This is a genomic window from Moorena sp. SIO3E8, assembly GCF_010692445.1.
In the GTDB taxonomy this organism is placed as follows: domain Bacteria; phylum Cyanobacteriota; class Cyanobacteriia; order Cyanobacteriales; family Coleofasciculaceae; genus Moorena; species Moorena bouillonii.
This window is the reverse complement of the sequence record NZ_JAAHHM010000227.1, coordinates 1-6,861: the sequence shown is the minus strand read 5'-3', so window position 1 is coordinate 6,861 and position 6,861 is coordinate 1. Positions and strand designations below refer to the sequence as shown.

The window sequence follows — 6,861 nt, the reverse complement described above, 5'->3', positions numbered from 1 at the left end:
TACGCATCCTCAGGTAGGAACTTTAACACTCAGAAATAACGTAGTTCTAAAGAACTTAGACTGGTCAACTATGAGCTTCTTACAAGCTCCCGTCATAATCCAAAGGATTTGACGGTGAGTTATTGACATTCTTACTCTAGAACTTGATAGACATCCTCTGTATAATGCAAGTCTGGCGTATTGATATACTCAGTCATATTGGTACAATAATTTTTAATATTGTGATGGAGGGATGTCCACAAACCTTCATTCGTCATATTCTCAGCCTCATCCATAAAACCAAAGGCTCTAAATCTATCTATTCTATTGGCAAGAATAATATGACCTCCCCTTTTAGTTACTCTCACAAATTCTCTCAGCAATTGAGGATGGTTGACATGTATGAGGACACCTATAGATATAATGGCATCAAAAAAATTATCTTCAAAAGCAAGAGGTTTATATAGATCTGCCCAATTAAGGCATTCATAATTGCCATCAGTTTTCGCCTTTTCCAGCATCTGTGTAGAAATATCGATACCCCATAGTCTTTTATAATTATATCTAGCTAGTTCTTGACCAATCAAACCAGTACCCACGCCTGCATCTAAAATCAATTGATGTGGAAACACAAACTTCCTTATAATTGGAATAATATATTCAGGATACCAACCAAACTCTTCACGCATAAAAACATCATAAGAATCCGCTAGCAGATCATACTCATTTTGTGTTTCATTACCTAAAATAGAATATTCTATACCATCTTTAAACAATGTTTGTGATGCATCAGAATATCTATTTCGGAATTCTTCGAGATTCATGAAATCTTCTGATTTTTGCTTGCTCATAGCTCTTCGCTCCTCTTATGTTATTGAAAAGTTACATAGTAAAGTGAATAAGTTCTTTAATTTTAAAGGCTCAAAAGCATATATTGATTAGCTTTGCTTCCCAGGGTAAGCGCAAGAATCAATAAGCTACGGCTTATTGAGAAAAAAACCACGTCATTCTCAACAAATTAACTCTATTGCGAGTACAGTTCGACGAGATTATAGGGGTTTCGAGCCACGAGCAACCGAGATCCAGCCAATGCACATTATGGGCAATTTTTTCTTGCGCTTACCCTGCTTTGCTTCCTTAACTATCATGTTAATATTTTACTACAAATAAAGGCAGATCAACATAAGTCCTACATTCTTATTTGGGGTAAAACTGGCGAAGCTGTCACCAAGTGCAGGATAAACTGGAAACAGCTACTGTGTAAGGCTTTCAGAAAGTGAAAACGTGGATCTTTGCAGTCGTGAAGATATTGCAGCTTCTGGGTAGTTTCTGCAAAATTGGGCTGGAATAGCTCAAATGAATAAATAGCTAAAATATATACACAGCAAAGGTTTCAGCGATTTTTTAAACCTTACTATTTTAATCATCCTAACTGGGGGGGCGACATCAGAGCTAAAAAGTAGACTGTATAAGCTTCATAGCTCTCATACCTGTCTTGATGCAGTCGCTGGGGGAACGGCAGTTGCTGGGGGAACGGCAGTCGCTGGGGGAACGGCAGTTGCTGGGGGAACGGCAGTTGCTGGGGGAACGGCAGTTGCTGGGGGAACGGCAGTTGCTGGGGGAACGGCAGTTGCTGGGGGAATGGCAGTTGCTGGGGGAACGGCAGTCGCTCATGGGGGGAACCCCCAAGACCGCGCTGCCTCCCCAAGACCGCACTGCCTCCCCAAGACCGCACTGCCTCCCCAAGACCGCACTGCCTCCCCAAGACCGCACTGCCTCCCCAAGACCGCGCTGCATCGCTCGTAAATAATTACTGAGGGGGTGACATGAGCCCTGAAAAGCTTACTAAATAAAGCCTTGATGCCAATTATCATAAGAATTGATCAACTCCCAAATTGACCCTCCTGTGATTTAATGGCAAGCTCAAACCCTTATAACTACGTCCAAGGTCAGCCCAAAACAGCATGTATCTTTTAGGTGCTACCCGTGGCGAATTTAATTCGCCAAGGTCAAGAGCACCGATTAAGTAACAGATGGGCTGAACATATTACCCAGTAAGGATTTTAGCTTGCATGTCACCCCCCCCAACTTCGTCAGTTGTGTCAACACAGCCTCGATTGTCGGAAAGTTTCTTTCTACTCTTTATTTCTTTTGTCAAGTACAATTTATACCAAATTCAATGGGATTACCCTGCTGATTAATTGTTTTATTAATTATCTCATTAATTATCTACAAAGCTCGTTCCCTCAACTACTTTTCCCCCTTTTCCATTTCCTACTAAAGATGTATAGGCTGCTAGAGTTTCCCTTGCCGTTCTCTCCCAAGAGAATAGCATCGCTCTTTCCTTACCCTTTCTAATCAATTCCTCCCGGAATTGAGAATTACTGATAACCTTGACCATAGCATCTGCTAATTCAATAGGCTGATTAGGGTCAATTAAAATTGCGGCATCTCCCGCTACTTCAGGCAGGGATGAAGTATTAGAGGTAATCACAGGGGCACCCAAAGTCATCGCTTCTAAGACAGGTAGACCAAACCCTTCATAGTAGGAAGGATACACAAAAACATCTGCATTTGAGTAAAACCAGGCTACCAGTTGATCCGATAAGTAGCCCAGATGATGAATATGGTGTTTCCAAGGGGAGCTAGCAATAGCAGCAAAAATAGATTCATAGGACCATCCTTTTTGCCCAATCAGTACTAACTGATGCTCGATTTGATGCCGTTGCTTTAAATAATTAAATGCTGCAATCAGAGTATTAATATTTTTCCTCGGCTCAAGAGTACTCACAAATAAAATATAGGGTTGGGCGAAGTCGTAATTAACTGATGTCAGCAAAGACTCAACCTTGGTATTCGTTAAATCTAGAGTATTAGCTAAATCTAAAGTAGAGTAACGGCTAGCTTGAGGAATAACTTGGATGTTGTCAGGATTTACCCTTAGGTAATTGACGATATCCTGTTTAGTAGACTGGGAAACAGTAATCACTAAATCAGTCCACCGTAAACATTGTTTTACCCGAGCAGTATAGCTTTTTACAATTGAGTTAACATACTGAGGATATTTAATAAAGGTTAGGTCATGAATCGTCATAACCCGCAAGCTTTTTTTACAGGGATAAACGACATGGTCAGTACCATGGAGGATATCAGGATTGCCTAAGTATTGCTCACAATAAGGTAAGATGGGATTAGGTAAAGTGGCTAGTAAACTAGAGATTGTAACCGGTAACGGTATAGTTTTAATCTCTAGATTTTGAATCTCTAAATGCCTAGTTAGCACTTCCAGAAATGACCAATCACGAGATAACCATTGTCTGACACTTGGTTGATAGGCGACACTTAACTGAAAGTATTCCTGACTTTTTAGCTTATGGAGTGCCTGAATTAAATTTAAGGCATACATGCCAATGCCACTTAACTTATGGCGGATTGGTGTAGCATCAACAGCAATTTTTATCATCTTTTAATCATTAGTTGTAACCCAAATAAAATTATAATTGGTAGTTGATAATTAACTAATGACTATAGATAAACTCTGTTCCGGTCAAGATGCCATCACAAATAACATCTAATCCTTTACTTTTACCAGGAAGAAATTCATTGAGATCACATACCTGAAGTTTAAATTCCGATGGATTACTAGCTTCGGTGGTCATTTCTAGAGGAATCATGCGCCGGAAGAAAAAGTGATAAGCATACTTCCTTGCTCGTTTTATGATTGCCTCAGGTAAGCCATCCCCTAGGGGTAACTGATCTAAATACTGAACATACTCCTCTACAGAACTGGCATCCATAGTGATGCCTTTATTACGAATCCACGCTTCTCCTGCAACAATTACAGGTATGCCCATGCTAGTCAACTCTACGCCCATTTTAGTGCCATAGATCAGAGCCGCATTACATTGGAGGATAGCAGCATAGGTGCTAACGGGACTTTCTGGGGGAATAACAAACACATTTGGAGGAAGAGTGGGGAAAACCTGACGAATTTCCTCAAACAAGGGTTGACGCGATCGCAAAGTCCCTCGAATTTCTGCTGGGTGGATCCGAATTAACAACTGTAACTCTGGTCTTATAGCAAAATAGCGAATAGTTGTCAATACCCATTCCAGCATATTCGGAAAAGCATTAACTGGGTAATGGAGTTGAGCATCCCACATCACATTAGTCAGTAAGCCAATACAAGGACGAGAAAAGTCTACTCCTACCGCATCAGTAATTTTGGTCAGGTCAAACTGAGGACTTTCATGGAACCAAATCCAATCCTGAGTTCCTTGCCAGCGACTTTTCAAATAGTCCATCAACTTCTGTTCCATCTGGGAAGTCCACGGTATAGTTTCCCAATTACTGACTGGCTCCCACATCAACTGGTGATGATAGGTTTCATGGTGACTAAAGATAAAGCACTGTTTGCGATAAGCAGGATTCCAGTTGACCACCCGCACCCCTTCCTGACGGGCTACTTCACCAGTCAACCCCTGAGGAACATAAATGCCATGGTTAAATACAGCACACTCAACCTTAACCGTTTGCAGCAGCCGACGGGTTGCCCAAGTGGTCAGGATTGCCGCTTGGAAGTAACGCTTGAGAATCGGCTCAGCATTGGGTTCCCCTTCCAGGGAAGCACGAGCATAAAATCGCAGAGCTCCCGCTAAAGCATGTTCTCCCACAGCTACCCCATTTAGGGTGTACTTTTCAATCTCAGCAATGGTGAGACTGCTAGCTATCTCCTTGGCCTGTTGGTAATCTGTATCTGTGAGAAAGTCACTGTAGCGATGGATAGTCAATCCTAGGGGCTTATAGATCTGATCGGCTAGGGGAAAGCAGTCGTTACACAAGTCACGTTTAGGACCATGGTTTACAAACAAGTCCTGTTTGGGGTAAAAACTGACATCACACCAAAAACAAGCTGGTAAAATACCATCACAGAGCAAAATGTGAACTTGAGCACCCCTGAGGGTTAACCCCACTGCTAGTAGACTTTCTAAAGTGATGGAATGAATTTCTCCACCCACACTAGTAGCTACCAGAATCTTAGTGCCAGTTTGGGCAGCTTTTAGGGAATTTTGCCATTGGTTTAGAGACCCTTTCAAGACCAAATCCCACCTAGGCTGATCTCGAATAATGCGCTGTCTACGCTTATAGAGCTTAACCCTGCGATGAAGGGATTTGTTCCGCTTGAGAAACTCTTTGATCATTTGATAGTTGACGGTTGAGTGTGAACAAGTGACAGTCAGCTAAGCCGGATTACTAGCATATTACTTCTACCATAGAGGTTTGGAGATCATTGCTTTTCTATGTACTGTATGTACTGAACACTGTAACCCTAAGCCAAAACTATGCGAGAACTCTATCCGCCCATCGAACCTTACAAGCAGCAAACCCTAACAGTTTCTAACCTCCACACCATATATTTTGAAGAGTCCGGTAACCCACAAGGTCAGCCAGTAGTGGTGTTACACGGAGGACCAGGAGGTGGTAGCCAACCGGTTTATCGCCAATACTTTGACCCACAGAAATGGCGAATTGTCATGTTTGACCAACGGGGTTGTGGTAAAAGTATCCCCCATGCTGAACTTGACCAGAACACTACCTGGGATTTAGTTAGTGATATAGAAAAACTGCGAGTAAAACTGGGTATTGAGCAGTGGGTAGTTTTTGGCGGTAGTTGGGGTAGTACTCTGTCTTTAGCCTATTGTCAAACCCATCCTGAACGCTGTCTAGGACTGATCTTGCGTGGGATTTTTATGCTCAGGCAAAAAGAAATTCGTTGGTTCTATCAGGAGGGAGCAAGCTATATTTTTCCTGATTCTTGGGAAGACTATATCAAGCCGATTCCAGAAGCGGAACGCTATGATCTAATTTCTGCTTACTATCGACGGTTGACCAGTCCGGATCCTCAAACCCGCAATTCAGCAGCTCGGGCTTGGTCAATTTGGGAGGCAAGTACGAGTAAACTCTTTCAAGACCCAACCCTGATCCAAAAGTTTGGTGAGGGGGAATTTGCTGATGCGTTTGCCAGAATTGAATGTCATTACTTTGTCAATAAAGGCTTTTTTGAACCAGAAGACCAGTTACTCAAGAATGTAGATCGGATTAAATCTATCCCTGGGGTGATTGTCCAGGGACGCTATGATGTAGTGTGTCCGATGGTATCAGCTTGGGAATTACATCGGGCTTGGCCAGAAGCTGAGTTGATTGTGGTACCAGATTCCGGTCATTCCATGGCAGAACCAGGTATTCGCAGTGCTTTGATCGAAGCAACGGATAAGTTTTTGAGCTGACTGGGTGACAAGCAGCCTTGTTAGCCTTATTGGAGGAACGAGTGTAGGGCAAAGGCTGTAGTAGGCTGATATCTCTTAAACTAAAGAAAGATTTACCCATAATTTAGCTGAAACCGCGAGAAGCCCCACATCTCAATGTGCAGCATGAGTGTGGGATGAATCGCGGACAGAGTCTCTTGGATGTGGCCTACGGCCTCCGCTACGCGAAAGGGTAAACGAGCTATCAAGCTCCTAAGTAGTGATGACTGAGTCATTCCCCTTCGTTCTGCTTCTTGCTGTAATTGCTTTTTATCAAAATCTGTAAGTCTAATTGTCATTTTTATTGTTTTCATTATGACTGGGGGTTTGACTAGCTGTATACTAGAATAGTAACAGGTCGATAAGCTAGAGGACAAGCAAAATGAGAATTGCGTACCAATACCGATTAAAGCTAACAAAAGAGCAAAGAGCTAAGATAGATAACTGGCTGGGTGCATCCCGATTTTGCAGTGAGCATAAATACTCAAGTTCGGTTTTGAGCAATCAGAGCTAAGCTTTGAGAAGTTGACCTATAATCAGGTGAGTTCTGCGAATGGATGCTGACAAACATGCCCAA

At 42.4% G+C, this 6,861-nt stretch carries 7 protein-coding genes; 3 read left to right on the top strand and 4 right to left on the bottom strand.

The window, feature by feature from the left end:
• Nucleotides 1-131: 131 nt before the first annotated feature.
• The gene (locus tag F6K46_RS37270; RefSeq protein ID WP_293083079.1) at nt 132-830 is read right to left on the bottom strand and encodes a class I SAM-dependent methyltransferase; all 699 of its coding nucleotides are present in this window, start codon (nt 828-830) and stop codon (nt 132-134) included.
• Nucleotides 831-1,477: 647 nt separating this feature from the next.
• Between F6K46_RS37270 and F6K46_RS37265 the strand changes: the two genes are divergently transcribed.
• The gene (locus F6K46_RS37265) at nt 1,478-1,789 is read left to right on the top strand and encodes a hypothetical protein (protein ID WP_293117969.1); all 312 of its coding nucleotides are present in this window, start codon (nt 1,478-1,480) and stop codon (nt 1,787-1,789) included.
• Between the two features lie 411 nt (nt 1,790-2,200).
• Here the strand turns inward: F6K46_RS37265 and F6K46_RS37260 are convergent, their stop codons facing one another.
• Together F6K46_RS37260 and F6K46_RS37255 are read right to left on the bottom strand one after the other, a co-directional pair.
• A complete protein-coding gene (locus tag F6K46_RS37260) occupies nt 2,201-3,442 on the bottom strand; it encodes a glycosyltransferase family 1 protein (RefSeq protein WP_293068069.1) in 1,242 nt (413 codons plus the stop codon).
• Nucleotides 3,443-3,497: 55 nt separating this feature from the next.
• Nucleotides 3,498-5,180 carry a capsule biosynthesis protein gene (locus tag F6K46_RS37255; protein WP_293068067.1) on the bottom strand — a complete coding sequence of 561 codons (1,683 nt, stop codon included), beginning with the start codon at nt 5,178-5,180 and terminating at the stop codon, nt 3,498-3,500.
• Between the two features lie 141 nt (nt 5,181-5,321).
• Between F6K46_RS37255 and pip the strand changes: the two genes are divergently transcribed.
• On the top strand, nt 5,322-6,266 hold the full coding sequence (gene pip, locus F6K46_RS37250) for a prolyl aminopeptidase (RefSeq protein WP_293068064.1): 945 nt from the start codon (nt 5,322-5,324) through the stop codon (nt 6,264-6,266).
• A 92-nt stretch (nt 6,267-6,358) separates the two neighbouring features.
• On the opposite strand, the gene F6K46_RS37245 is transcribed toward pip, so the two are convergent.
• Nucleotides 6,359-6,583 (bottom strand): hypothetical protein, encoded by a 225-nt coding sequence (locus F6K46_RS37245; protein ID WP_229415483.1) that lies wholly within the window; start codon nt 6,581-6,583, stop codon nt 6,359-6,361.
• Between the two features lie 83 nt (nt 6,584-6,666).
• Between F6K46_RS37245 and F6K46_RS37240 the strand changes: the two genes are divergently transcribed.
• Nucleotides 6,667-6,798, top strand: coding sequence for a helix-turn-helix domain-containing protein (locus F6K46_RS37240; RefSeq protein WP_293068061.1), 132 nt, complete (start codon nt 6,667-6,669; stop codon nt 6,796-6,798).
• Nucleotides 6,799-6,861: the final 63 nt, after the last annotated feature.